Below are 24888 nucleotides of genomic sequence, written 5' to 3'. Positions count from 1 at the left end.
CTTGTGCTGTGCCAGAAAGGGCGCTTCGTGGCCGATTCCGGCAACCCCAACGAGAACATCCCGTCCACCGCCGCCGGCGAGAACGGCGAGGTCACACCCTCGTACGACGCCAGCGCGATCACCGTCCTCGAGGGTTTGGACGCGGTCCGCAAGCGACCCGGCATGTACATCGGCTCGACCGGTGAGCGTGGCCTGCATCACTTGGTGCAGGAAGTGGTCGACAACTCCGTGGACGAGGCCCTCGCCGGGCACGCGGACACCATCGACGTCACGGTCCTCGCCGACGGCGGCGTCCGCGTCGTCGACAACGGCCGCGGCATCCCCGTCGACATGCACCCCGTGGAGAAGAAGCCCGCGGTCGAGGTCGTCCTGACCGTCCTGCACGCGGGCGGCAAGTTCGGCGGCGGCGGTTACGCCGTCTCCGGTGGTCTGCACGGCGTCGGTGTCTCGGTGGTGAACGCGCTCTCCACCAAGCTCTCGGTCGAGATCAAGCGCGACGGCTTCCGCTGGACCCAGGACTACAAGCTGGGCGTGCCGACGGCCCCGCTGGCCAAGCACGAGCAGGTCGCGGAGTCCGGCACGACGGTCACCTTCTGGGCCGACCCGGACGTCTTCGAGACGACCGAGTACTCCTTCGAGACGCTCGCGCGGCGTTTCCAGGAGATGGCGTTCCTCAACAAGGGTTTGACGATCAAACTCACTGATGAGCGCGAGTCGGCGAAGGCGGTCGCGGGCGCGGACACGGCCGAGGCGGCCGACGACGAGGTCCGCACGGTCACGTACCACTACGAAGGCGGCATCGTCGACTTCGTGAAGTACCTCAACTCCCGCAAGGGCGAGGTCATCCACCCCACCGTCATCGACGTCGAGGCCGAGGACAAGGAGCGCATGCTCTCGGCCGAGATCGCGATGCAGTGGAACTCGCAGTACACCGAGGGTGTGTACTCCTTCGCGAACACCATCCACACGCATGAGGGCGGTACGCACGAGGAGGGCTTCAGGGCCGCGCTGACGGGCCTGGTCAACCGCTACGCGCGCGACAAGAAGCTGCTCCGCGAGAAGGACGACAACCTCACGGGCGAGGACATCCGCGAGGGTCTCACCGCGATCATCTCGGTGAAGCTGGGCGAGCCCCAGTTCGAGGGCCAGACCAAGACCAAGCTGGGCAACACGGAGGCGAAGACCTTCGTCCAGAAGGTCGTGCACGAGCACCTCACGGACTGGTTCGACCGGAATCCGAACGAGGCCGCGGACATCATCCGCAAGGGCATCCAGGCCGCCACGGCCCGTGTCGCCGCCCGCAAGGCGCGCGACCTGACCCGCCGCAAGGGCCTCCTGGAGACGGCGTCCCTGCCGGGCAAGCTCTCGGACTGCCAGTCGAACGACCCGACGAAGTGCGAGATCTTCATCGTCGAGGGTGACTCCGCCGGTGGTTCGGCGAAGTCGGGCCGCGACCCGATGTACCAGGCGATCCTGCCCATCCGAGGCAAGATCCTGAACGTCGAGAAGGCGCGCGTCGACAAGATCCTGCACAACACCGAGGTCCAGGCGCTGATCTCGGCGTTCGGTACGGGTGTGCACGAGGACTTCGACATCGAGAAGCTCCGCTATCACAAGATCATCTTGATGGCGGACGCCGACGTCGACGGTCAGCACATCAACACGCTGCTCCTGACGTTCCTGTTCCGCTTCATGCGGCCGCTGGTCGAGGCCGGGCACGTCTACCTGTCGCGCCCGCCGCTCTACAAGATCAAGTGGTCCAGGGACGACTTCCAGTACGCCTACTCGGACCGCGAGCGCGACGCCCTGATCGAGCTCGGCCGCCAGGCGGGCAAGCGCGTCAGGGACGACTCGGTCCAGCGCTTCAAGGGCCTCGGCGAGATGAACGCCGAGGAGCTGCGCGTCACCACCATGGACCAGGAACACCGCGTGCTCGGCCAGGTCACCCTGGACGACGCGGCGCAGGCCGACGACCTCTTCTCGGTGCTGATGGGAGAGGACGTCGAGGCACGGCGCTCGTTCATCCAGCGCAATGCCAAGGACGTTCGCTTCCTCGACATCTGAGTCGGCCCGTACCAGCCGCACCTCGAAAGGACTTTGACCAGCAATGGCCGACGAGAACACCCCCGTGACGCCCGAAGAGGAACCCGCCGTTCCCGGCGTGGGCATGCGTGTCGAGCCCGTCGGGCTCGAGACGGAGATGCAGCGCTCCTACCTCGACTACGCGATGTCCGTCATCGTGTCGCGCGCGCTGCCCGACGTACGGGACGGTCTGAAGCCCGTCCACCGCCGCGTCCTGTACGCGATGTACGACGGCGGTTACCGCCCCGAGAAGGGCTTCTACAAGTGCGCCCGCGTCGTCGGCGACGTCATGGGTACGTACCACCCGCACGGCGACTCCTCCATCTACGACGCCCTGGTGCGCCTCGCCCAGCCGTGGTCGATGCGGATGCCGCTCGTCGACTCCAACGGCAACTTCGGCTCCCCGGGCAACGACCCGGCGGCCGCCATGCGCTACACCGAGTGCAAGATGGCGCCGCTGGCCATGGAGATGGTCCGTGACATCGACGAGGACACCGTCGACTTCACGGACAACTACGACGGCCGCAACCAGGAGCCGACGGTTCTGCCGGCGCGCTTCCCGAACCTGCTGATCAACGGCTCCGCGGGCATCGCGGTCGGCATGGCCACCAACATCCCGCCGCACAACCTCCGCGAGGTCGCGGCGGGCGCGCAGTGGGCCCTCGAGCACCCCGACGCCTCGCACGAGGAGCTCCTCGACGCCCTTATCGAGCGCATTAAGGGCCCCGATTTCCCGACCGGCGCCCTTGTAGTGGGCCGCAAGGGCATCGAGGAGGCGTACCGCACGGGCCGTGGCTCCATCACGATGCGCGCGGTCGTCGCGGTCGAGGAGATCCAGAACCGCCAGTGCCTGGTGGTCACCGAGCTCCCCTACCAGACCAACCCCGACAACCTCGCGCAGAAGATCGCCGACCTGGTGAAGGACGGCAGGGTCGGCGGCATCGCCGACGTCCGCGACGAGTCGTCCTCGCGCACCGGCCAGCGCCTGGTCATCGTCCTGAAGCGGGACGCGGTCGCCAAGGTCGTACTGAACAACCTCTACAAGCACACCGATCTGCAGTCGAACTTCAGCGCCAACATGCTGGCCCTGGTCGACGGTGTGCCGCGCACCCTCTCGCTGGACGCGTTCATCCGCCACTGGGTGACGCACCAGGTCGAGGTCATCGTCCGGCGCACGAAGTTCCGGCTCCGCAAGGCCGAGGAGCGGGCCCACATCCTGCGTGGCCTCCTCAAGGCCCTGGACGCCATCGACGAGGTCATCGCGCTCATCCGCGGCAGCCAGACCGTCGACATCGCGCGCGAGGGCCTGATGGGCCTCCTGTCGATCGACGAGATCCAGGCCAACGCCATCCTCGAGATGCAGCTGCGCCGGCTCGCCGCCCTGGAGCGCCAGAAGATCGTCGCCGAGCACGACGACCTCCAGGCGAAGATCAACGAGTACAACGCGATCCTGGCCTCGCCCGAGAAGCAGCGCCAGATCATCAGCGAGGAGCTCGCGGCGATCGTCGACAAGTTCGGCGAGGACCGCCGTTCGGCGCTCGTGCCCTTCGACGGCGACATGTCCATGGAGGACCTGATCGCCGAAGAGGACATCGTCGTCACCATCACGCGCGGTGGCTACATCAAGCGCACCAAGACGGAGGACTACCGCTCGCAGAAGCGCGGCGGCAAGGGTGTGCGCGGCACGAAGCTGAAGCAGGACGACATCGTCGACCACTTCTTCGTCTCGACGACGCACCACTGGCTGCTGTTCTTCACCAACAAGGGCCGCGTCTACCGCGCGAAGGCGTACGAGCTGCCCGACGCCGGACGCGACGCCCGCGGCCAGCACGTGGCGAACCTGCTCGCCTTCCAGCCGGACGAGCAGATCGCGGAGATCCTCGCGATCCGCGACTACGAAGCGGCGCCTTATCTGATCCTGGCCACCAAGGGCGGCCTCGTAAAGAAGACGTCGCTCAAGGACTACGACTCGCCCCGCTCGGGTGGCGTCATCGCCATCAACCTCCGCGAGACGGAGGACGGTTCGGACGACGAGCTGATCGGCGCCGAGCTGGTGTCGGCCGAGGACGACCTGCTCCTCATCAGCAAGAAGGCGCAGTCGATCAGGTTCACCGCAACGGACGACGCGCTGCGCCCGATGGGCCGCGCCACTTCGGGCGTCAAGGGAATGAGTTTCCGCGACGGCGACGAGCTGCTCTCGATGAATGTTGTTCGTCCGGGTACGTTCGTCTTCACCGCCACCGACGGTGGGTACGCGAAGCGGACCAACGTCGACGAGTACCGCGTTCAGGGTCGCGGTGGCCTGGGCATCAAGGCCGCCAAGATCGTGGAGGACCGTGGTTCGCTCGTCGGTGCCCTGGTGGTCGAGGAGACCGACGAGATCCTCGCCATCACGCTGTCCGGCGGTGTGATTCGTACGCGAGTCAACGAGGTCAGGGAGACGGGCCGTGACACCATGGGCGTCCAACTGATCAACCTGGGCAAGCGCGATGCCGTGGTCGGTATCGCTCGTAACGCCGAGGCAGGGCGCGAGGCCGAAGAGGTCGACGGAGACATCGTCGTCGACGCGGAGGACACCGAGCCGGCCGACGGTACGGACGAGGGCACGGACTCCTCGGCCGAGTAGCGCGAGGAGTGAGTCATCGTGAGTGGAGCCACGGGCGCCGGATCGAAGCGGACCGGCACTACCGGCACGGACGGTGCCCGTGGCTCTGCCACTGATGCACATGACTCTCACGAGTCTCATGGATCCCAGGGGGGGACTGTGACGGACACCCGAGGGCCGGGGACTTCTGGTCAGGCGTCAGGCCAGTACGACGCCGCGTACACGGCGGGCAAGAAGACGTCGGCAGGCGGCGGCGGGGCGCTCCCCGGAGAGCGGCAGCCGCAGCAGGCCGCAGGCCCCTACCACCCGCCGCAGGCCTATCAGCAGGGCTCCCAGACGGGTTCGGTGCGCAGGCCGCGCACGGGGGCCCGTACGACGCCCCGTACGCGCAAGGCGCGGCTGCGCGTGGCGAAGGCCGACCCGTGGTCGGTGATGAAGGTCAGCTTCCTGCTCTCCATCGCGCTCGGCATCTGCACCATCGTCGCGTCCGCCGTCCTGTGGATGGTCATGGACGCGATGGGTGTCTTCTCGACGGTGGGCGGCACGATCTCCGAGGCGACGGGCTCGAACGAGTCCAACGGCTTCGACCTGCAGTCCTTCCTGTCGCTGCCGCGCGTCCTGATGTTCACGTCGATCATCGCGGTCATCGACGTCGTGCTCGCCACGGCGCTCGCGACGCTCGGCGCCTTCATCTACAACCTCTCCGCGGGCTTCGTCGGAGGCGTCGAGCTGACCCTCGCCGAGGACGAGTAGGGCCCTGGTTCCCGGGCGCTCAGGTATCGATTTTGGGACTGGCCCGCAGGTGCGCTAATCTTCAGAGGTCAGCGCGCGGGACATACCGCAGCGCGGCGGGGCTATAGCTCAGTTGGTTAGAGCGCATCCCTGATAAGGATGAGGCCACAGGTTCAAATCCTGTTAGCCCCACAGTGGCACAACGCCGAGAAGGCCGGTGGATCGAGAGATCCACCGGCCTTCTTCGTATGCCCACCATCCCCCGGAGCGGCGATCTGTGCTGCTCACAGGGGTGAAGCGGCGTATCCACTCGTTTCCTGGCGGGGTGCAGTCGATGTTGAGAGAGGCGTGAGTACTTCAACCACAAGCCCGATACTGACCGTCACTCCCGGCCGGACCGACCTGGGCAGGGGCGCCGACGCCGCGCCCTGCGACATAGTTGTCCTCTCCTGCAGCAGGATCGGCGACACGTTGGTCGTCCAGCTCGCGGGCGAAATCGACCACTACAGTGCCGGTCCTTTGCGCGTGATGCTCGCGTCGGCGGCCGCACTGGGGTGTACCGGACTGACGTTGGACACCTCCAGGGTCACCTTCTGCGACTCCGGCTTCTTCCTTGTGCTCGATTTCTGGCCGCTGCGGGGGCGGCGGCTGCGGCTGGTGAACACCTCGCGGGCCGTGCGGCGACTTCTGGAGGTCGCGGTGTAGGAGCGCGCAGAAGAAGACCCCCGGTCCGTACCGCGGACCGGGGGTCTTCGGAGTCACCTGGTCGTGATTACGGCTCAGCGGCGAGCGCGGGCTCCTGCGCGTCGGTCTCAGCATCGGCCTCCGTGTCCGTCGTGGGCAGGTGCCGGCAGCTGGGTGACGATCCATGGGCCTCGGCGCGGATGCGCTGCTTCATCGTCGGGGGCAACGACCGTTCGTACGCCATCGTCCAGTGGGCCATGGCCGGTGCGGGTGCGCACACCGTGGCGGTGCGTGCGTTCGTGGTGTCCTGTACCGCCGTGGCCGCGGTGGCCGTCGTGGTGAGTCCTAGCGCGGCGAAGAGCGCGAGGAAGGCGGTGACGATCGTGGTCCACAGCTTCATGGCCTTGGTGCCGGTCATGGCCCCTCAATTCAGGTTGGGCGATTTGCGTACTTTCCTCATGATGTGTATGCGGGGCCGAGAGTGGTGGACCGACGCACGCGCCGCGTCGATGTTCAGATGAACACCACCCGGATGGCCCCAAGAGCCCCGAGAAGGGGCAAGAGCGGCGAAAGTCACAGTGGACGGGTTCCGTTCGGATCAGCGGCATCCGTTTCGACTGCTGCGCTGGGGGCGGCAGTTGGGGTGGATCCAGGTCACCGATCGATATCGATCGGTGTGTATAGTCGGGCGCCAGAAGTCCCCTACGTCAAGGAAAGACGAGGTCGCGCGGTGAAGAAGCTTCTCCTGGTCGCACTGGCCGCCATCGGCGGGCTCCTCGTGTACCGCCAGATCCAGGCGGATCGCGCCGAGCAGGATCTGTGGACGGAGGCGACTGACTCCGTGCCCACGGGTTCGTGAGTATCGACAACAGTCACTTCACAGGCCCCGGTCGCTTTGCGGCCGGGGCTTCGTGTTGCCCGGATCGGCTGGACGTGCCCGCGATATTCGCTTACGTGAACGAACTGGTTGCGTAAGCGAACGTGAGGGGTGGCGCGGGACCGTCGATGGCGGGTTCGTGGTGGTGTTTCCGCGGCGTCGCGCGGGCAGGACGGTCGGGATGGGTGGGACGGCTGGGTTCACGACGAGGGGTGGCGCGTGATGGGGCGGCGGCTGACCGAGGGCCGGGCGGCACGAGGGGGCCGGGGCCGGGCGGCGCGGCGGGGCAGGCGTCGGGCGCTGGCCGTGCTGGCCGCCACGTCGATGTGCGTGGTGGCGGGGTTTCCGACGCAGGCCACCGCCGCGGGGACGCCGAGCCCCTACGCCTTCGCCGAGGGCGCCGAGGTGATCGAGGGCGCGACGAGCAACTCCGGCGGACATCTGCTCGTGGCGGGGTCCACGTACAAAAGCGTCCTCCCGCGCGTGGGACAGCGTTTCTACCGTCTTGAGCTCAAGGCCAAGGAGAACGCGTACGTCTCCGCCACCGCTGTGCCCAAGCTCGGCACGAAGGTCTCCTACGCCGACGGCCTGAAGGTGTCCGTCCAGGACGCCAACGGCTATACGTGCAGTCCTCTGGACACGGAGAAGGCGCGGTTCGGCTCGGCGGAGAGCGCGCGGCCCATCACGGCGACGGCGTCCCGCAGGGTCGGCACCGACGAGAAGAGCTGTACGGGGGCCGGTACTTACTACGTACTCGTCGAGCGGATCAGCGACCCAGAGTCCAGCCAGGAGGAGTGGGACCTGGAGCTGCGCGTCGCCTCGGAACCCGTCCTGCGGTTGGCCGGGACGACGACGCCTCCCCGCACAGGGGATTCCGCGTCCCCCGAACCGCCCGCCGGCGCGCGGAAGGTGCGTGCGGGCGGCACGAGCTTCAACAAGGCGCGCGGCCTGGAGAACGGCATCTGGGGGGATCGCCTGGAGCCCGGGGAGACGCGCTTCTACCGGGTGCCGGTCGACTGGGGACAGCGTCTGTCGGTCGGCGCGGAGCTCGGCGGTTCGGACACGGGCACCACGGAGCGGGACCAGGGGTTCGTCCCGACCGCGCTGGTCATGTCACTGACCAATCCGGTGCGGGCGGAGGTCGACGACGCGGACACGGCGTACGACGGGAAGCAGAGCGTGACGGCCCTGAGGCCGCTGCCACCGGTCGCCTACGAGAACCGCTACGACCCCGCGAGCAAGGTGTCCGCGATGCGTTTCGCAGGCTGGTACTACCTGGCGGTCCATCTGAACCCCGACGTGGCACGGAAGTTCGGCAGGGCGCCGCTGGACGTGACGCTGCGGATCACCGTCGAGGGCTCGCCGCGACCGGGCCCTTCGTACGCGGGGGCGTCCGTGCCGGCCGACGAGTTCAGCGTCACGGAGCGGGACACGGAGGCGGCGAGGCGGGGCGAGTCGAACGCCGCGGACACCTCGACCGGTGGGGGCGGGGGCGACGACCGCGTGATGGCGGCGGTCGCCGCCGGGGGGATCGGTACGGGGATGGGGCTGCTGGTGATCCTCGGCGCATGGACGCTGATCGCGCGGCGGAGGGCGGCGGCGGTGGCTCTACGGCGTGCGGCTTCGTCTTCCTCTTCGGCTGTGCCGAGGGCAGGGGCGGGGGCGGGGACGGCGCATGCGGCGGAGTTCGGGCCGCCGCGGGGGTGGTAGAGGAGCGTTGGTTGGGGCTGGGGCTGTGGGGCTCCTGAGCTGCTGGGTCCCCGCCTCCTGACCGCTGGGGCCTTTGGCCCGTTAACGGGCCGACGGCCTGTCAGATCTGTGTCAGGGCCCAGAATCCGACGGCGAGGCAGGCCAGCGCGACCAACAGCATCGGGACCGCGACCTTCGCGGGTGGGCCGGGGCGGCGCGGGCGGACGCGGGAGTGGGAATGCGGGCGCGTGGGGCGAGGCTGCGTGTCCTCCTGGCTCGGGATCGGTTGGCTCGGAATTGACCGGCTCGGAGGCGGAACCTGGGCGGCGTGAGCGGTGTATGGATAAGTAGGAGCGTGGGGGCGATACGCCCCGGACGTGACGGCAGCGGCGTGTGAGGGGTCGTGGGCCGGTGCGTGGTGGTGGACCTGATGGGGGGAGGTCACATGCGTGGGTTCGGGCGTGGGCGCCTGCGGGGGCGCCTGAGCAGGGGGAGTGAACGGCGAGGGCGGCGTGGGCGTCGCGGTCGGCTGCTGGGGCGGCGGCAGGGTGAAGCTGCCGGTGTCCGAGGCGGTGGACGGGCCCGAGCCGGTGGACGGATCCGGGCCGGCAGGCGGGCCCGGGGTGAGGGACGGACCCGACGTGACGGAGGGGTCCGATCCGAGGAAGGGAGCCGAGCCATAGGAAGGGTCCGGTGCGGGGGCTTGGTCCGGGGCGACGGGCCGGTGGGGTGTGAAGGACGGGTCCGGCGCGAAGGGCGAGTCCGGTGTGAAGGACGGGTCCCCTGTGACGGGCTGGCCGGATGCGGCAGGCGGGTGCAGGGGCGAGGCGGGGGGTGTTGCCGGGGCGGCCATCGGACGTGGGGGCGTGGCGGGCGCTTCAGGGATCGCGGGGGCGGGCGCCGCTGCGGGTGCGTGGTCCGGGGCGGGAGGCACGAAGCCCGGGGTGGAGGCAGGGGCAGAGGCCGGTGTGGGCGTGAGGGGCGAGCCGCGCCGACGTGCGGAGTTGAGGGGGCCGTCGGGGCCGAACCCTGTGGGCAGTGGCGCGAGTTGGTCGAAGATCTCGACGAGTTCGTCGTCCGGGCCCGGCTCGGGCAGCATCTCGGCAGCGGAGGCCAGCGCCTTGCGCGCACCCGTGGCGGTGCGGAAGCGCGTCTGGGGGTCGGGCTGCAGCAGCGTGGCGATGACCTGCCAGAGCGGCTCGGGCATGCCCTGCGGGGCGCGTGGGGTGCCGTGCTCGGCGAAGTGCTCGATCAGCGCCTTGGCGTCCGGCTTGGCGCCTTCGAGGAGATAGAGGGCGACCAGGCCGACGGCGAAGAGGTCGGCGGTGAAGTCCGGTTCGGCGCCCATCATCTGCTCGGGGGCGAAGTAGCCGGGCGTGCCCACCACATAGTCGGTCTCGGTCAGCCGGGGCTCGCCCTTGCGCATCGAGATGCCGAAGTCGGATACGCGCAGGTGCGGGCGGCCCGCGCCGGTGGCTTCGAGAAGGATGTTGGCGGGCTTGATGTCGCGGTGGACGACGCCCTCGGCGTGCACCGCGGCCAGACCGGAGAGGAGCTGGTCGAGGAGCGTGCAGGCGAAGTGGGGCGGCAGCGGGCCGTAGTCCCCGATCACATGGGCCAGCGAGCCGCCGGCGACCAGGTCCATGGTGAAGAGGACCTTGTCGTCGTCGGCGGCCCAGCTGGCGGGCGCGAGCACATGGGGGTGGTCGATGCGCAGGGCCTGTTCCCGTACGAACCGCAGCAGCGAGTGTGCGTCGCTCTGCTGCAGGACCTTGGCGGCCACATATCGGTGCCGCCGGTGGTCCCAGGACCGCCAGACCGCTCCGACTCCCCCGTGTCCGATCGGGTCGACCAGTTCGTACCGGCCTGCGAAGACCTCACCCATGGTCGCGCTCCGCTCCCCTTCCGGGCCGCGCGGCGACCCGGCCGACGGCTCAGCTCTGGTGCGCCTCGTAGTGGGCGACCGCGTCCGCGGTGCGCCCGGCGCCGTACACCCGGAGGAACTCTGCCAGTTCGGGGTGGGTGGGGGCGAGGGAGTCAGCGGCATCGATGATGTCGCCGGCCGCCGCGACGGAGCGCAGCAGTGACTGGATCTCGCGCACCACGCGCTTGACCGTGGGCGCTCCCGAACTGGTCGCCGTCTGTGCGGTGTTGGTCAGGACGGAGCCGCCCTGGGACTTCTTGATCTCGTCCATGCGGTCGGTCGCCTCCGCGGCGCTCACGCTGCCGTCCGCCACCTGACCGGCCAACTCCTGGAGGAGCTGGACGCGTTGGACGACCGCGGGGTTGCCGATCTTGGCGCGCTGGCCGCTCATCAGCTGGGAGAGCATCGGGGCGGACAGACCAAGGACTCCGGCCAGCCGTGCCTGGTTCAGGCCCAGGTCATCGATCAGCCGACGGAAGAGCGCCCCCAGCGGCTCCCCGTACCAGTTCCGCTGGAGCTCCCGTGCTCTCGCGGTGGTGTCTTGTTGTGCGGCGTCCATTGCGTCTCCCCATCGCTTCCCCTAAGACCGTGGTTCGCTGCCGCGAACCACGTCGAGCATCTTACGGAGAGTGGTCGTGGACCGGGACCCCCAATCCTTTTGCGAGATCTGGGGGGTGACCCGGTACTCTGGTCTGCGGTGCTCGGCGGGGACGTGATTGTTCCGGTCCGTCGCATCGTTTTCGGGGCCTTAGCTCAGTTGGTAGAGCGCTGCCTTTGCAAGGCAGATGTCAGGAGTTCGAATCTCCTAGGCTCCACAGCCTGAAGCCCCCCGACCTGTGTTTTCGCAGGTCGGGGGGCTTTTTTGCGTGCCCGCGCGGGTGTCGGGCCCGCCGCCTCGTCGTGCGCCCTCCCCGATCGGGGCCCCGGTGCTAGCCTGGGTCTATCTAACAGTGTTAGGAAGAGTGCCCGGAGGCCTCTGCGGGCACCGGACCCAGGGGGTTACGTGACTGCCGACGCTTCCGCTCCGATCGGGCTGCCCGGGGGGCCCTACGATCCTCCCCACGTCCGCGTGCTCTCCCTGGCCGCGGCGAAGTGGGTCTCCCAGCCGATCGCGGTCCTCGCCTCGCTGGGAGTGGCGGACGCCCTGGTGGACGGGCCCCGGGCGGTGGATGATCTCGCGGCGGCCGTCGGTGCGCGGGCCGGTGCGTTAGGGCGCTGTCTGCGGGCCGCCGCGTCGGTCGGTGTCTTCGCCGAGCGGGCGGACGGGACGTACGAGCTGACGCCGATGGCCCAGAGCCTGCGGGCCGATGCGCCCGACTCGATCCGCAACTGGGTCCTGATGCTGAACCAGGGCCCCATGTGGGACTCCTTCGGGAAGCTGGAGGAGGCCGTGCGCACCGGGCGGTCCGCGTTCGAAGTGGCGCACGGGCGGCCGTTGTTCGAGCATCTGGACAAGGACGTGGAGTTCCGCGGCGTCTATGAGTCGGCGATGGGCGAGCTCACCTCCGAGCTGGCCGCGGAGCTGGCGCCGGCCATCGACTTCAGCGGCTACGGCACGCTCGTCGACCTCGGTGGCGGGGACGGTGAGCTGCTCGGCACGCTGTTGCGGCACTGCCCGGACAGCAGGGGCGTGCTCGTGGAGCGGCCGCACGTCGTGGAGCGGGCCAGGGCGCGCCTCGCCGAGCTCGGTGTCGCGGACCGGACGCGGCTGGTGGCGGGCGACGCGACCGAAGAGGTGCCGGCGGGCGGCGACGCGTATCTGATCAAGAACATGCTGCACTGCTTCGACGACGACACGGCCCTCTCCGTGCTGCGCAGGGTGCGTGCGGCGGGTGGCAACGACGCGCCGCTCTTCGTCATCGAGGTCGTGGTGCCGCCGGGCAACGGCTTCCACTGGGCGAAGCTCATCGACATCGAGATGCTCGCCGACAACGACGGCCGCGAGCGCGGCGAGGACGAGTGGCGGGAACTGCTCGGCCGTGCCGGGTTCGAGCTGGAGCGGATCGTACCGGCCACGCCGCCGCAGTCGGTGCTGATCGCCAGGCCCGTCCGCCGGGCCGGTGACTGAACGGGAATCCCACCGCAGGCCCGTCCGAAAGGCCTGCCCACAGCCCGACCCGCAGGCCTCAGAGGCCTGCCGACAGGAGGAGAGATCCCATGCGAGCACCCTGGAAGGGCGACCCCGTCGAGCGCGCCCGCAATCGCGCCCGGCAGCGTGAGCTGCAGAAGCAGCAGGATGCCGAGCAGGCCCGCAACCGCGAGCGCCAGGAGCGGGAACAGGCCGAGCGGGACGCCCGGCAGTCGAGGAACGACCGCAGCGACCGTAACGACCGCCGCTGACCGGACGTACTCAGCCGCGGTGCCTGCTCTCCAGGCGGCTGCGCAGGCCGTCGAGCAGACGGTCGAGCCCATAGGTGAAGCGCGCCTCGATGTCGGGGCGCGCGAGCCGGGCGCCGACCGCGACGACGTTCGGATACTCCTCGGGCGAGAGCCCGGCGAGGCGTTCGCGCGCCGCCTCCAGGAACTCCTTGGGGTCGGCGCCGCGCGCCACGTCGGCCGAGAGCGGGGACGTCTCGTGCAGGACGAAACCCTGGACGTACTGCGTCAGGGAGTAGAGCGAGTCCGCGGTGTCCTGGTCGTCGAAGCCCGCGCGGCGCACCGCGCCGAGGATGACCTCCGCGTGGCGCAGGAAGTGCGAACCCAGCTGGAGCCGGCCCGCGAGCACCCGGCCCGAGTCCCGCTTGGACAACAGGTAGGCGCGGTATTCGAGCATCATGTCGCGCAGCTCGGTCTGCCAGTCGCCGTCGGTGCGGACGTGGGCATCCAGGCGCAGATCCGCCAGGAGGGCGTCGGCGAGCAGGTCGAGGAGCTCGTCCTTGTTGCGCACGTACCAGTACAGGGACGGTGCCTGGATGGACAGTTCGTCGGCGAGGCGGCGCATGGAGAGGGCGTCGAGACCGTCCCTCTGGAGCGTGCGCAGCGCGGCATCGGTGACGGCCTCCAGCGTGATCGCGGGCCGTGGCTGACGCCGGGTCGTGTTCGCGGCACGCTGGGCTCCCATGCGCCGGCTCCCTCCTGAAGCTCCGTCCCGGTGCACCGGGCTGGTCCTCTAACTATGTTAGAGGACCATGGATGGCGGAAAGTCGCCGTCGCGAAACAGTTGCTCTTCAGCGGAGTTGAGGCAGAACCTCGTCCCTGAAGAGCTTGAAGCTGCGCTCCATCGTCACGCCGTCCTGGCCGCCGAAGTCGACCTGCCACAGGAAGGTGTCCACGGAGAGGAAGTCCCGCAGCTGGCGGGCCCTTTCGAGGACGGTCGCGGGCGATCCGACCACCGCCGTGCCCAGGCTGCGGAAGTCGGCGATGTCGAGATTGCGCAGGGTGAGCGCCATCTGGGAGTACGTCGGGTAGTCCTTGGACGAGGTGTGCATCCAGGCCTCGGCGGCCTCCGCCCACACGGTCAGGTACTCGCGGAGCAGCGGGTCGGCCGTCTCGTACGCCTCGTCGTCGGTCTCGGCGACGTGGAGCGGGATGGAGACCGCCACGCGCGGGCGCGGCCCGTCGGGGGCGGAGCCGTGCACGTCCTCGAAGGTGTCGAGGTAGACCTCCACGAGATCGCGTACGCCCGCCAGGTCCTGCTGCCGGGGCGGCGGCGTCACGAGCAGTCCGAAGCCCTGTTCGGCGAGCCAGGCGAAGCTCTGCCGGGAGCGGACCGCCGCGCCCCACACGGGCGGATGCGGGCGCTGCACAGGAGCGGGCAGCGAGGTGGCGTCGCGGAAGGAGAAGAAGGGGCTCTCCTCGCTCACCTTCTCCTCGGTCCACAGCCGCAGGACGGCCGCGATGGTGTGGTTGAAGCGGTCCCTGGACTCGTCCATGGAGACCCCGAACGCGGCGAACTCGTACGGCATCCACGCGCGTGCGAAGCCGACGTCGAGGCGGCCGCCGCTCATCGCGTCGACCATCGCGGTGTGCGCGGCGAGCTGGATGGGGTGGTGGAAGGCGGGCAGGACGCAGCCGGTCATGAGGCGGATCTGGGAGGTCTGCGCGGCGACGGCGGCGAGGAAGGTCAGAGGGCTCGGACAGTAGCCGCCGTACTCCTTGAGGTAGTGCTCGGTCATCTTGACGTAGTCGAGGCCCGCCTCGTCGGCGAGGCGGGATATCCGCAGCACGTCTTCGTAGTACTCGCGGGCGCCCCGGGTGGCGGGACGGCAGTCCGGAAGCAGTGAAATGCCGTGTTTCACGGTGTTTTCCTCTCAGTCGGGCTTCGAGATCACCGGCGGCCGGCGCCGGTTGCCACGGGGCGATGTTTCACGTGAAACGGTCGCTTCCCCTCGGTTGGAACGAGACGCGCCGGTGCGCGTCGGCCGGAACGAACCGGCCGGTACGAGCAGGGCGAGAAAGGCCGCGTCGGCGGCGAGCAGCGGCACGAGGGTGGCTCCGCGCCAGTACAGGACGGTGTGCACGGCCGCCACGAGCAGCGCGGGCACCCAGGCGTCCGGCGTGCGGCGCCGCCCCGCGGGGGTGCGGTGCACGACGACGGCGACCTGGGCGAGGACCGCGATGCCGACGGCCACCACGGCGCCCGCTTCTGTCAGCGCCTTCGTGAGCGCGGCCCGGAAGACGGCCTCGTCACAGAGAACGGCCGTGGCGAGCACGACGACGCCCCACGGGCCGGGTCCCGCGACGCGGGCCCGCGCCTCCTCGGCCGCGTGGCCGCGGGCGAGCGAGAGCCAGTGGGTGCGCCCTGCCGCAGTCCGGGTGCGTGCGGGGGCAGCAGGGGCGCGCGTCGCGGCCGCGGCGGGCCGGAGCCGGGGCATCCGGCGCGCGGCGGCGAGCACCGGGCGCGTGCCGCGCAGGGCGTCGACGCTGTCCGCGACGACGCTGGTCAGGAAGGCCGCCGCCGCGAACTCCCCGCATCCCAGGGCCAGTCCGATGACCAGCAGCGCCGGCATCGTGGCGCCGGGCAGCGCGGGGTGCCAGGACAGGACGCCCACGGCGAAGGCGGCCGCGAGGGTCACGGCACCGGCCGCGGTGGCCGCGAGGGAACGGGCCCTCGCCGGGGCGATTCCCTTCAGCCGTCCGGCCAGCCAGGGCGAGAGGAAGCCGTACGCGGCGGCGGTCACCGCGAGCGTGAGCCCGCCGGCCGGCAGAGGCCCGGGGCCGCTCATGGCGCCACCGTCCGGCCCCGGGCCCGTGACGGCCGACGAGACTCGCCCCCAGCGGATCGAGTGGATGGAGCAGAGCCAGCAGACCGAGCAGACCCAGCGGATTCAGCGGTGGACCGTGCCGACGACGACGCCCCGCGCACCGTGTTCTGGTAGCGCCAGATCCGTACGTTGAAGAGCGCGTGCGTCACGATCGCGCCCAGGACGCTGCCCGTCACCAGGGTGAGGGCGAGTGCCGTCACCGAGAGCGGCAGCTTCGCCGCGACCTGGGCCCAGCCGAAGAAGATGTGCGAGAGCGCGAACGCGCCCGTCGCCGCCACCAGGATCAACACCCGCAGCGCGATGCCCTGTTCGGTCAGGGCGACGCCGGTGAGCGTGCCGCGGAACACGCACTCCTCCAGTACGCCCACCGCCACCAGCCAGCCGAGCGGCAGCGCCACGTCCGTGTCCCTGCGGTTCGGCGTCCACTGCTGCGTGGTCGTCGTGGCCGACGATGCGCCCGCGAGCCGTGCGGCCTGCCCGACGGGGCGGGTGGCACGGGCACGCGGCGCGGTGGCAGGGGCGCCGCCACGGGACCCGCCGCGGTCCGGCCCCCGGGCGGCCGAGCGCGCGGCCCGCCGTCCGAGCCGTCGCGTGATCAGCGTGTCCGCGGCGGCCACCAGGGGCGCGACGGCCGCGCCGAGCAGCGGGCTGACCAGCAGCCCCCAGCCGACGCCCGAGCCACCGAGCACCCGGGGCCCGACCACGAGCAGCCCGCACCCGGCGACGGCCGCGAGCACCGCGGCGTACACCTGGAGCGTGTGCACGCCGCGGTGGTCGAAGAAGCGCACATGCAGATGGGAGGCGAGCGCCAGGCACGACAGCGCGCACAGCGTGAGCGCGGCGAGTGCCGGTTCCCGCAGCTCAGGGGTAGGGATGAGGGACGTCATCGGTAAAGCCCCCGTAGTCGGCGAAGCGCGGGTGCGCGGCCGGGACGGCGCTGGGCAGCGGCAGGCTGACCGTGTCCGGCGACCACACCCGCATCGCGTGGAAGCCGAGCGCCCGCAGGTCGCGGGTGGTCAGATCGCCGAAGTAGAGCTGTTTCCCGGTGTGCTGGAAGGCGTCGATCAGGGTGCGTACGGCCTCCTTGACCGGGCGGTCGTCGTCCGGCGGGAGTTCGGAGGCGGCGCGTTCGACGTGCCGGGCGAAGCGCCGTTCGACCGTGCGCGCGCCCTGGGAGGTGGCGTACAGGCCGACGTTGCCCTCCAGGTCGTAGATGTCCGCGTCGGCGGGTGTGCCCTGCACCGCCTGTTCGACCGCGACCCAGGCGGCGAGCCACTGCACGCCGGCCGCCTCCAGGAGCGCGCGGTACATCGCGCGGGCCAGCGAGGGGCCGCTGCCGAGCCCGATGGCGACCTCCGGCACGAGTCCCGGGGGCTGGCGCAGCAGGCAGGCGATGGTGAAGCCGGGCAGGTCGGGGCTCGGCAGGGCGTGGAACTCGGGGCGCGGCGCGGAGGCGGGGAAGTACGTGTCGACGATCGCGTCGAGGTGGCGGGTGCGGGCGTCGGGGCGGATCAGGACGCTCTCGGTGCGCCCGTACCAGTGCCCCATCGCGGCGTCGACCTGCACGACTTCCTCAAGTGCCGCGCGCAGGGCGGCCGGTGGCGTGGTGTGTGTCGCGGTGCCGGTGGTGACGGCGGGCAGTGTCCAGGGCTCCTCGCGCTCGCGGACGTAGCCGAGCAGGAAGCGCTGGGCGGGCACCCAGCACCGCGACCCGTCCGTCAGGGAGCCGACCCGCAACCAGCCGGAGGGCGCGTCGGGGTCGAAGGGGTCGAACGGGAAGCCCTCACGTGCGTACTGCTCGTCGGTGAAGAGGTGGAACGCCTCCTTGGGGAGCACCGGTTCGCCCTGGGCGACCAGTTCGGCGTACGAGAGGTGGCGGCTCTCGAAGCGTCCGTCGAGGGCCGCGGCGTATCCGGAGTAGCGCTCCAGCGTCTCGGCGAGCGAGCGGATGTGGCTCTCGAACGGGAAGATGCCGTAGCCGCCGATGTGGTAGCTGCCCGCCTTCGGCGGCGGCTGGTCCTGGCGTACGTGCACGCCCGTCATGTCGGCGGTGCCGACCAGGAGCCGTGGTCCGCCCGGATAGCGCGTCAGGAAACCCATGGACGTGGTGATCCCGCAGAGCGGTCCGTGCATGCGGGCGCGCAGCCGGTGGACGCGGGTGTCCTCGTCCTGGTGGAGCGTGAGCCGCATCAGCCCTCCAGCCAGGTGCGCGGGTCGAAGTGCAGCGTCTCGTCGTCGCGCTCGGGCACCGGGCCGCAGCCGGGGCAGCCGGGCAGCGGCAGCACTTCCTGGTAGGCGATCTCCATGCTCGGCAGGTAGCAGCCGAGGACCTTCTCGATGGTGAAGGTCGAGCCGCAGCTGAGGTAGTTGGTCGCTTCCATCGCCAGGTGCGAGCAGAGCAGGGACCGCACGGGTCCGTAGACGGGCGGGGCGCCGGCGAGGACGGCGGAGCGGGCGAGCGCCGCCTTGTAGCGCTGGTATCCGGCGCTCTCGCGGAGGTTCATCGTCACGCGCGTCTCGAAGCACTCGAAGCAGGCGGAGCGCCCGGCCACCATGGTGGGGCCGACGAAGAGGAAGGGGCCGTCCACCGCCGCGTACGTCCAGTCGATGCCCGCGGCGCGGGTGAGCCGGTTGAGGAGCTGGGCGCGGACCGGGTCGATCGTCTTCTCGGCGAGCAGCAGATAGCGGCCCTGCCAGGGGCGCAGCGTCTCGACGGCCTCTTCGAAGGCGAGTCCGTCGTGCAGCACGGCGGGCGCGAGGGCGTCGAGGCGGGCGCGTACGGGGTGCTCGGCGCCCGGTATGAGCACGTCGCCGGTGACCTCGGCGGGCAGCAGGGACGCGGTGAGTTCGCACAGGTCGGTGTCGCCGAGCAGCACGACGCCCGAGGCGACGGGTTCCGCGGTGCGGCCGCCGAGGGCCGCCATCTCGTCGAGGTAGGCGTCCAGGGCGTTGCCGGGACCCTCCTCGATGGCGTCGAGGCCGTAGAGGTGGTCGACCAGGGCCTCGACCTCGACCCGCGAGACGCCCTCGCGCTTGGCGAGGTCGCGCCGGGAGAGGGTGCCGTCGAGGCCGCTGATCAGGTTGAAGAGGGTGCCGGAGCGGGAGTCGTCGGTGAGCGTGTAGGACTTGGCGTTCCACACACCGGTGCGCAGTTCGACGACGTCGGGGCTGTGGCCGACGACGGAGAAGGAACGGCGCACGCGGGGCTGCCCGTTGTCTGTTGGCTGCCGGTTGTCTGTCATGCGAAGCCTCTCTGCCGCTCTCCGCGGCCTTCTGTACGGCCGGAGGCCGGATCGGCGCGGCCTTCGGTACGTCTCCGGGGTCGGACTTCGATACGTCTCCGGGTCGGTCTTTCGATCCGTCCTCGGGGTCAGGCCGCGCCGAGCAGCACGGTGTGCAGCAGCGTCCGGTGCACGCCGTCAAGGCCGAGCGCGGAGTGCGCCTCGTCGTCGTAGAAGCCGGAGAAGTCCACGCTCTCCAGGCCGAGTCCGGTGGCCGCGAGATGGGCGTTCTGCGCGATGCCGCCCGCCTCGTGGAACATCGAACGCATGCCCCGTGGCCCGTACTTGCGCATCGAACGCCACGGGTTGCCGACGAGCAGCAGGACGGCGGCCGTGCGGTCGAAGTCGATGGAGCCGTCCTGCGGGTCGAAGGAGGCGATCAGCTCGGTGACCGCGTCCGGGCCCGCCTGGGCGGCGAGGGACTCCTCCACGGGGAGGAAGCGGTGCAGCCCCGGTTCGAGTCCCGTGACGTTCCGCGCGGCGAGCCAGATCTCCACGGGGTACAGCCCGCCGGCGCTCGGCACGGTGCGGAAGCCCATGGTCAGGGGCGCCCCGTCGGCGAGCTCGATGTCGGCCTCGGCGGTGACCGAGCCCGCGAAGCGCAGCACGGACGTGATCTCGTCGAGGTCGAGGGGCGCGCCGGAGAAGTCGCGGCCGCTGCGCCTGCGCAGCACGGTCTCGGTGAGGTCCGCGTCGACGGCCGCTCCCTCGGGGAGGGGAGTGCGCGGCGCGCTCCGACGCGGTACGCGGTCCTGACGGGACTGGACCACGGCCATGACGTCGGAGAAGTAATAGCCGATCGACAGCAGCGCGGAACGGTCCCAGCGCCGCATTCGCGTGGCCATCAAGAACTCTTCCGCGATGCGCCTGAAGGTTCCCGACGAAAGATTCTCGAAGCGCATCGAGTTGGTTTGAAGACCGACTCCAGAGGCGTTCGGGCTCATCGTCCGATAGGCGCTCGTGGCCACTGAAGATTGAATGAGACGCGCTTGTTCAGGGCTGTCCGCATCGCTCATGTAATGGCTCCCGTCGTTCTTTGAATTCACCGACGCGCGGCAGGTCGGAGACCTGCCGCGCGTGGTTTTGCGGGTTACTTGCGGACAACAGCACCGCAGCAGCAGGAACAGGCGCCCGGGACCAGAACGGCCTCGTCGCGTCCCGCGCCGAAGGGCTCGAGAGCGGCCTGGGGGGTGCTGTTGCGGTGTTCGGCGACCTTCTCGGACTGCAGCTTCATTACAGCTCCTTCCTGAGGAATCAGTGCGCGTCAGAGCACATCAACGCACTTCTTCGCCTTGTCTGCGTACCTTGTTGATGTTCCTTGCGTTGTGCTTTGTGAGCTTTGACTTCAGGCTCACGGTTCCGCAAACTAACAGTGTTTGTCTGAGCGCACAAGGCTTGCCCGTAAAGCCAATTGAGCAGTAAACGAAGACTCTAATTCCGTTTTGCTTCTTCTTTGAACTGGATAACCGGGAGTTTATTGAGTGTCCGCTCCTCGGCTGTTACCAACGACCTCATGGCCCTCGATGGAGCACCCGACGAAGTAATTGATCTACTGAACCCCGTGTTCATGGCCGATCCCGGGCCCGGCTACGCGCGGCTGCACCGCGTCGACCCGGTGACCCGCGTCCGGCTGCGGCCGGGCCTGAACCCCTGGCTGGTCTGCGGTTACGACGAGGCGATGGAGGTCCTCTCCGATCCGCTGTTCAGCGTCGACCCGGCGAGCACCGGGGACTCCGTGAGGGATGCCATCGCCGTGGGCCGCGCCGAGGAGAAGACCGCGTTGCTCGGCCGCCATCTGCTGAGCGTCGATCCACCGGACCACACACGGATGCGCCGGCTGATGTCCCGTGCGCTGACCGCCCGCAGGATGCGCGCCCTCGAAGGGCCGATCGGCGGCTTCGCGGACGCGCTGCTGGACGAGCTCGCCACCGCGCAGGGGCGCTCAGGGGGCGCGGAGTACACGTTCGACGTGCTGGGCGACTACGCCCTGCCGCTCGCGGTCGAGGTCATCTGCGAGCTGATCGGCATCCCCGCGGCCGACCGTCCGCGCTTCCAGGAGTGGGGCGCGCTGCTCGTCCGCTCGGAGCTCCAGGACGACGCCGCGTTCGACGGCGCCGCCGACGAGATGGCCGGCTATTTTGTCCCGCTCCTCGCGGCCCGCCGCGCGGAGCCCGCGGACGACCTGGTGAGCGCCCTGGTGACCGCCCACGGCGAGGAACAACTGGACGACTACGAGCTGATCTCCCTCGTCTACCAGCTCTTCTTCGCGGGCCACGAGTCCAGCGCCTACCTCATCTGCAACTCCGTGCTGCGGCTCCTTCGCCACCCCGACGAGCGCGCCGCGCTCGCCGCGGAGCCCGCGCTGGTCGAGCGGCTGATCGAGGAAGTCCTGCGCGTCGACGGCCCGGTGAAGGTCCCGACCTGGCGGTTTCCGCTGCGGGACACGGAGTTGGGCGGCCGGAAGGTGCGGGCGGGCGAGCCGGTGCTCATCCTGCTCGGCGCGGCGAGCCGCGATCCGCGGCACTTCCCCGAGCCGGACCGCTTCGACAGCGGCCGCACGGGCCGTCAGCACCTGGCGTTCAGCCACGGGATCCACCACTGCATGGGCGCGGCGGTCGGCCGCACGGAGGGCCGGGTCGCGGTGGGCCGCCTGTTCGCCCGCTTCCCCGACCTCGAACTCGCCGTCCCCGCGGAGCGCCTGCGCTGGCGGGACAACCTGATGATGCGGGGCGTGTGCGAGCTGCCGGTGCGGGTCTCGGGCTGAGCGGCGTACGTCCTGGCCGGCCGCGCCACCGTAGAGGGGCGCGGCCGACCGCGAGCGGACATGCAAACGCCGGACGGGCCCTCGGCGGGGGATCCAGGGGCCCGTCCGGCTGTCTGAGAGGGGGCTGGTCGGCGCCTCAGCGGCGCTCGGCGACCTGCCCCGTGGAACCGGAACCTTCGGTATCTGTGCTGCCGTCGCCGGCACCGTCCTTGCTGCCAGTACCGTCCGTACTGCCAGCACCGTCCGTGTCGCTCGAACCGTCCGCGCCGCCAGCACCTTCCGTACCGCTCGAAGCGTCCGTACCGCTCGAACCGTCCGTGGACTCCGCCATCTCGGTCTCCACGTCGTCGCGGTCCCTGCCGCGCACCAGGAAGTACACGGCCACGGCGGTCACCAGGAGCAGCGCGCCGCCGACCCGCTCCGCGAGGTGCAGCCCGTCCACGAACCCGTCGTTGACCAGCGCGGTGATCCGCGCGCTGCCGCCGCCGCCCGCGCTCTGTGCCCCGCCGGCCTCGACGGCACGCACCACCTCGTCGCGCGCGGCGGCCGGTACGTGGGCGTCGGTGAGCCGGTCGCGGACGCTGTCCGTCATCCGCGTCGTGAGCAGGGTGCCGAGCACGGCCACTCCGAAGACGCTGCCGAGCTGGCGCGTGGCGTTGCTCGCGCCGGACGCCATGCCGGAACGCGCGGCGGGCACCCGCATCATCACCAGGGTCGAGATCGGGGTGAGGGTCAGACCGATGCCGAGGCCGACGAGCAGGACGACCCACCAGTACTCCGTGTAGCGGGCGTCCGCGCCGTACAGGGACGCGCCGAACATCGTCAGCGAGGCGAACAGGATGCCGAGTCCGAGCGGGATCGCGCCGCCGACCTTGCTGGTCATCCAGCCCGCGAGCGGCGCGGAGACCATGGCGAGCAGCATGCCCGGCAGGATCGCGAGCCCGGCGCCCACGGCGGACCAGCCGAGCACGGTCTGGAGCCAGAGCATCAGGAAGTACGTGATGGCGAAGAGGCCGAAGTACAGGACGAATCCGGCGATCACCGAACCGGTGAAGACCCGGTCGCGGAAGAAGGACAGGTCCAGCATCGGCTCGCGCACGCGCAGTTCGGTGATGACGAACGCGATGAGGAGCACGCCGCCCGCGAGGTAGGTGCCGACCACCAGGCGGTCGCTCCAGCCGCGCGAGCCGCCCTCGATGGTCGCGTAGACGATCGCGGACATCGCGGCGACCGAGAGCACGAGCCCCGCGGGGTCGAGCCTGCGTTCGGGGTTGGAGGACTCGGGGACCATGCGCACCGCGAGCGCGAAGCCGAGCACCGCGATGGGCACGTACATCCAGAAGATGCCCTCCCAGCCGAAGTTCTCCACCAGCGGGCCGCCCACCACCGGGCCGAAGGCCACCGCGGCGCCGGCCACCGCGGCCCAGATGCCGATGGCGGTGCCGCGCTCGCCGCTGTCCGTGAAGACGTGCCGGATGATCGAGAGGGTGTTCGGCATCAGGAGCGCGGCGCCCACGCCGAGCACCGCCTGGGCCGCCACGAGCACCCACACCGACCCGGCGAGCGCGGAGAAGACCGCGCCGCCGAGGAACACGGCGAGGCCCGTGAGGAACGTCTTCTTGCGCCCGAAGCGGTCACCGCAGGTGCCGCCGGTGAGCATCAGCGCGGCGAAGGCCAGCGAGTAGCCGCTGATCACCCACTGGATGTCCTGGATGCCGCCGTTGAGGTCGTCCTGGATGTCGGGCAGCGCGGTGGAGAGCACCGTGCTCTGCAACATCGTCAGGGCCAGTGGGACGCAGAGCGCGGGGAGCGTCCGGTAAGGGTTTGGCCCCTGTCGGGCGGGGGCGTCGACCGCCATCACACACCGTCCTGTCGAGTCGTCTTTCGCCTGTCATCTGTCTAACAGTGTTAGACCACTCTAACAGTGTGAGTCTGGGCTCGGGAAGCGGTGGCGAGCGACCGTTCCACGTGAAACATCGACGGGTGCGGGTGATCGTGTGGCGGATGAGGCACGGGAAACGCCGAGGGGCGGGAGACCATTCGGTCTCCCGCCCCTCGGCGTCGTGTGGTCGGCCCTGCGGCCTACTTGTCCCGCTCGCTCACGTCCGCCTCGGTCTCGGCCTGCTTGGCCTGGACCTCGGGGTCGAGGACGCTCTGCGCGCTGCCGTCGACAGAGGTCAGCGTCGTGTCCGGGACCTCCGTGGCGGCCGGCGGCTCCACCAGCCAGTCCGGGTTGGCCTGCTTGTCCCACCACTTCCAGGCGGCGAAGGCGCCGCCCGCGAGGATGCCGAGTACGGCGAGCCTCTTGGTGAGCCGGCCCGCCCTGGCCCGGCGGTCGTGCTTGCGGGCCAGGCGCTGGATCTCCTTCGGCGTGACCTGGCCGCGCAGCGCGGCGAGCGCGGCCGCACTGCGCGCGGCGGCCTCCTCGCGGACCGGCTGCGCGGCGGCCACGGCGTGCTCGATGCGCGGCTTGGAGTAGTCCGCGGCCTGGCGGGCAGCCTTGCGGGTGCGGACGGCGGCCTCGTGCGCGGCGTGGTCGACCTTCGGCGGCACGTGCGTGCGGGCCTGCTCGACGCGGGGTGCTACGTGGGCGCCGTACTGGACACGGGCTTGCTCAGCGGCCTGCGACACCTTGGGCGCGAGCCGTACGCGTGCTTCGTGGGCGTAGTGGGTGGCCCGGTCCTTGGCCGTGTCGGCGTAGGGCGCCACCGCGTCCGCGGCGTGACGCACGCTGTCCTTGGCCGAGCCGGTCGCGGCGCGCACGCTGTCGATGCGGGTCACGGGATCCTCCTCCTCGGTGGCGTATAGGTATGTCACCTTTCCACCCTTTCAGGGATCATGCCTTCTGGATGGAATCCAGGCATGCGAGGGCGGGCATCCGGGTCACTGGCACTGACTCCGGCCAATCTCTGATCAAGGAAAATGCCGATCGATGAGATCGAAGCGATCGTTCCGTTCAATTCGATCGAATCGGTGCAAGAAGAGCTCTTCGCCGACAATGCCACGGATCGCTTCGGTGCGCGCCCAGTCGGCGGCTACTCGTCCC

Annotated in this window: 22 protein-coding genes and 2 tRNA genes; 11 read left to right on the top strand and 13 right to left on the bottom strand. The window is 70.2% G+C overall.

All coding sequences use genetic code 11. From position 1 onward, the window contains the following. The first annotated feature begins 3 nt into the window (after nucleotides 1-3). The 5 genes from gyrB (at nucleotide 4) to ACIO9J_RS27005 (ending at nucleotide 6124) form a co-directional block, all read left to right on the top strand. Complete coding sequence (gene gyrB / locus ACIO9J_RS27025) at nucleotides 4-2064, top strand: DNA topoisomerase (ATP-hydrolyzing) subunit B (protein WP_402004731.1); 2061 nt, start codon at nucleotides 4-6, stop codon at nucleotides 2062-2064. Nucleotides 2065-2107: 43 nt separating this feature from the next. Then, the gene (gene gyrA / locus ACIO9J_RS27020; protein ID WP_402004728.1) at nucleotides 2108-4708 is read left to right on the top strand and encodes a DNA gyrase subunit A; all 2601 of its coding nucleotides are present in this window, start codon (nucleotides 2108-2110) and stop codon (nucleotides 4706-4708) included. A gap of 18 nt (nucleotides 4709-4726) precedes the next feature. Continuing rightward, nucleotides 4727-5440 (top strand): DUF3566 domain-containing protein, encoded by a 714-nt coding sequence (locus ACIO9J_RS27015; protein WP_402004725.1) that lies wholly within the window; start codon nucleotides 4727-4729, stop codon nucleotides 5438-5440. A 97-nt stretch (nucleotides 5441-5537) separates the two neighbouring features. After that, a tRNA-Ile gene (locus ACIO9J_RS27010) sits at nucleotides 5538-5611 on the top strand. A 156-nt stretch (nucleotides 5612-5767) separates the two neighbouring features. Beyond that, nucleotides 5768-6124, top strand: coding sequence for an STAS domain-containing protein (locus tag ACIO9J_RS27005; protein ID WP_402004722.1), 357 nt, complete (start codon nucleotides 5768-5770; stop codon nucleotides 6122-6124). A gap of 67 nt (nucleotides 6125-6191) precedes the next feature. On the opposite strand, the gene ACIO9J_RS27000 is transcribed toward ACIO9J_RS27005, so the two are convergent. Beyond that, nucleotides 6192-6521: a DUF6344 domain-containing protein gene (locus tag ACIO9J_RS27000; protein ID WP_402004719.1), complete on the bottom strand. Its 330-nt coding sequence runs from the start codon at nucleotides 6519-6521 to the stop codon at nucleotides 6192-6194. Between the two features lie 312 nt (nucleotides 6522-6833). Between ACIO9J_RS27000 and ACIO9J_RS26995 the strand changes: the two genes are divergently transcribed. Next, nucleotides 6834-6962 (top strand): DLW-39 family protein, encoded by a 129-nt coding sequence (locus ACIO9J_RS26995; RefSeq protein ID WP_003999697.1) that lies wholly within the window; start codon nucleotides 6834-6836, stop codon nucleotides 6960-6962. 240 nt (nucleotides 6963-7202) lie between these two features. Beyond that, nucleotides 7203-8690 carry a hypothetical protein gene (locus ACIO9J_RS26990; protein ID WP_402004716.1) on the top strand — a complete coding sequence of 496 codons (1488 nt, stop codon included), beginning with the start codon at nucleotides 7203-7205 and terminating at the stop codon, nucleotides 8688-8690. 100 nt (nucleotides 8691-8790) lie between these two features. Here ACIO9J_RS26990 and ACIO9J_RS26985 read toward each other — a convergent pair whose 3' ends face one another. Both ACIO9J_RS26985 and ACIO9J_RS26980 read right to left on the bottom strand, forming a co-directional pair. Beyond that, the gene (locus ACIO9J_RS26985; RefSeq protein WP_402004713.1) at nucleotides 8791-10554 is read right to left on the bottom strand and encodes a protein kinase; all 1764 of its coding nucleotides are present in this window, start codon (nucleotides 10552-10554) and stop codon (nucleotides 8791-8793) included. Between the two features lie 49 nt (nucleotides 10555-10603). Then, nucleotides 10604-11152 (bottom strand): hypothetical protein, encoded by a 549-nt coding sequence (locus tag ACIO9J_RS26980; protein WP_055527494.1) that lies wholly within the window; start codon nucleotides 11150-11152, stop codon nucleotides 10604-10606. 183 nt (nucleotides 11153-11335) lie between these two features. Here ACIO9J_RS26980 and ACIO9J_RS26975 point away from each other — a divergent pair. The 3 genes from ACIO9J_RS26975 to ACIO9J_RS26965 all read left to right on the top strand — a co-directional run bounded on the left by ACIO9J_RS26975 (nucleotide 11336) and on the right by ACIO9J_RS26965 (nucleotide 12933). Next, nucleotides 11336-11408, top strand: a tRNA-Ala gene (locus ACIO9J_RS26975). Nucleotides 11409-11596: 188 nt separating this feature from the next. After that, the gene (locus tag ACIO9J_RS26970; protein ID WP_402004710.1) at nucleotides 11597-12661 is read left to right on the top strand and encodes a methyltransferase; all 1065 of its coding nucleotides are present in this window, start codon (nucleotides 11597-11599) and stop codon (nucleotides 12659-12661) included. Nucleotides 12662-12750: 89 nt separating this feature from the next. Continuing rightward, nucleotides 12751-12933: a hypothetical protein gene (locus ACIO9J_RS26965; RefSeq protein WP_402004707.1), complete on the top strand. Its 183-nt coding sequence runs from the start codon at nucleotides 12751-12753 to the stop codon at nucleotides 12931-12933. A 10-nt stretch (nucleotides 12934-12943) separates the two neighbouring features. On the opposite strand, the gene ACIO9J_RS26960 is transcribed toward ACIO9J_RS26965, so the two are convergent. From ACIO9J_RS26960 to ACIO9J_RS26925, 8 genes are all read right to left on the bottom strand, one after another. After that, the gene (locus ACIO9J_RS26960; protein WP_402004704.1) at nucleotides 12944-13654 is read right to left on the bottom strand and encodes a TetR/AcrR family transcriptional regulator C-terminal domain-containing protein; all 711 of its coding nucleotides are present in this window, start codon (nucleotides 13652-13654) and stop codon (nucleotides 12944-12946) included. A gap of 106 nt (nucleotides 13655-13760) precedes the next feature. After that, nucleotides 13761-14831, bottom strand: a complete 1071-nt coding sequence (locus ACIO9J_RS26955; RefSeq protein WP_402004702.1) for an LLM class flavin-dependent oxidoreductase — start codon at nucleotides 14829-14831, stop codon at nucleotides 13761-13763. A gap of 12 nt (nucleotides 14832-14843) precedes the next feature. Next, a complete protein-coding gene (locus ACIO9J_RS26950) occupies nucleotides 14844-15758 on the bottom strand; it encodes a type II CAAX prenyl endopeptidase Rce1 family protein (protein ID WP_402004699.1) in 915 nt (304 codons plus the stop codon). After that, nucleotides 15755-16684 carry a CPBP family intramembrane glutamic endopeptidase gene (locus tag ACIO9J_RS26945; protein ID WP_402004696.1) on the bottom strand — a complete coding sequence of 310 codons (930 nt, stop codon included), beginning with the start codon at nucleotides 16682-16684 and terminating at the stop codon, nucleotides 15755-15757. Before ACIO9J_RS26945 ends, ACIO9J_RS26950 begins: the two co-directional genes overlap by 4 nt. Beyond that, entirely contained in the window at nucleotides 16659-17987 is a 1329-nt protein-coding gene (locus ACIO9J_RS26940) for a YcaO-like family protein (RefSeq protein WP_402004693.1), read from the bottom strand. Before ACIO9J_RS26940 ends, ACIO9J_RS26945 begins: the two co-directional genes overlap by 26 nt. Beyond that, nucleotides 17987-19039 (bottom strand): TOMM precursor leader peptide-binding protein, encoded by a 1053-nt coding sequence (locus ACIO9J_RS26935; protein ID WP_402004690.1) that lies wholly within the window; start codon nucleotides 19037-19039, stop codon nucleotides 17987-17989. Before ACIO9J_RS26935 ends, ACIO9J_RS26940 begins: the two co-directional genes overlap by 1 nt. A gap of 128 nt (nucleotides 19040-19167) precedes the next feature. Continuing rightward, entirely contained in the window at nucleotides 19168-19923 is a 756-nt protein-coding gene (locus ACIO9J_RS26930) for a SagB/ThcOx family dehydrogenase (RefSeq protein WP_402004687.1), read from the bottom strand. A 245-nt stretch (nucleotides 19924-20168) separates the two neighbouring features. Then, entirely contained in the window at nucleotides 20169-20312 is a 144-nt protein-coding gene (locus tag ACIO9J_RS26925; RefSeq protein ID WP_157877791.1) for a hypothetical protein, read from the bottom strand. A gap of 279 nt (nucleotides 20313-20591) precedes the next feature. On the opposite strand from ACIO9J_RS26925, the gene ACIO9J_RS26920 reads away from it, so the two are divergent. After that, nucleotides 20592-21842, top strand: coding sequence for a cytochrome P450 (locus ACIO9J_RS26920; RefSeq protein WP_402004685.1), 1251 nt, complete (start codon nucleotides 20592-20594; stop codon nucleotides 21840-21842). Nucleotides 21843-21978: 136 nt separating this feature from the next. On the opposite strand, the gene ACIO9J_RS26915 is transcribed toward ACIO9J_RS26920, so the two are convergent. Both ACIO9J_RS26915 and ACIO9J_RS26910 read right to left on the bottom strand, forming a co-directional pair. Continuing rightward, complete coding sequence (locus ACIO9J_RS26915; protein WP_402004682.1) at nucleotides 21979-23700, bottom strand: DHA2 family efflux MFS transporter permease subunit; 1722 nt, start codon at nucleotides 23698-23700, stop codon at nucleotides 21979-21981. A 224-nt stretch (nucleotides 23701-23924) separates the two neighbouring features. Further along, entirely contained in the window at nucleotides 23925-24623 is a 699-nt protein-coding gene (locus tag ACIO9J_RS26910; RefSeq protein WP_402005412.1) for a DUF5324 family protein, read from the bottom strand. Between the last annotated feature and the right edge of the window lie 265 nt (nucleotides 24624-24888).

It is taken from the genome of Streptomyces sp. NPDC087300 (assembly GCF_044744425.1).
GTDB lineage: Bacteria > Actinomycetota > Actinomycetes > Streptomycetales > Streptomycetaceae > Streptomyces.
This window is presented reverse-complemented; position numbering and strand designations above follow the sequence as displayed.